Here is a 317-nt window from a genome sequence, read left to right as displayed (position 1 = left end):
AACCGAGTTGATTTTGGATTCAGCACATATCCTTCACGTCGGTGAACCTCTTCAATCTCCCCCGATCGGTCCCCTCTCCCTCTGGGAGAGGGCTAGGGTGAGGGGCTCTTCAAAGGTTCTCAGGCCTGCTGCGGATCCGCCCACTGCCGATACCACCAGCGCACCCGCGAAATCGGCTTGCCATCCGGCCCCAGCGGCCGCCCGTCCTCGGCAAACCCTTGTTCCGGCTCCAGCAATTGCCCGTTCACATAGCGCGCTTCCAGCGCCGGCTTGCCATTGGGATGAAAGCGCTGATAACGCCCCTCACGTACGCCATC

At 61.5% G+C, this 317-nt stretch carries 1 pseudogene; it reads right to left on the bottom strand.

Annotated elements, in window-relative coordinates:
• Nucleotides 1-119: 119 nt before the first annotated feature.
• Nucleotides 120-317 (bottom strand): annotated as a pseudogene (locus BK660_RS31340) (toxin-antitoxin system YwqK family antitoxin); the annotation flags it as partial.

Origin of the sequence: Pseudomonas brassicacearum (genome assembly GCF_003732265.1) — a bacterium.
GTDB classification, from domain to species: Bacteria; Pseudomonadota; Gammaproteobacteria; order Pseudomonadales; family Pseudomonadaceae; genus Aquipseudomonas; species Aquipseudomonas brassicacearum_D.
Note: the sequence above shows the minus strand (reverse complement) of the source record. Positions and strands in the feature narration are given on the sequence as shown.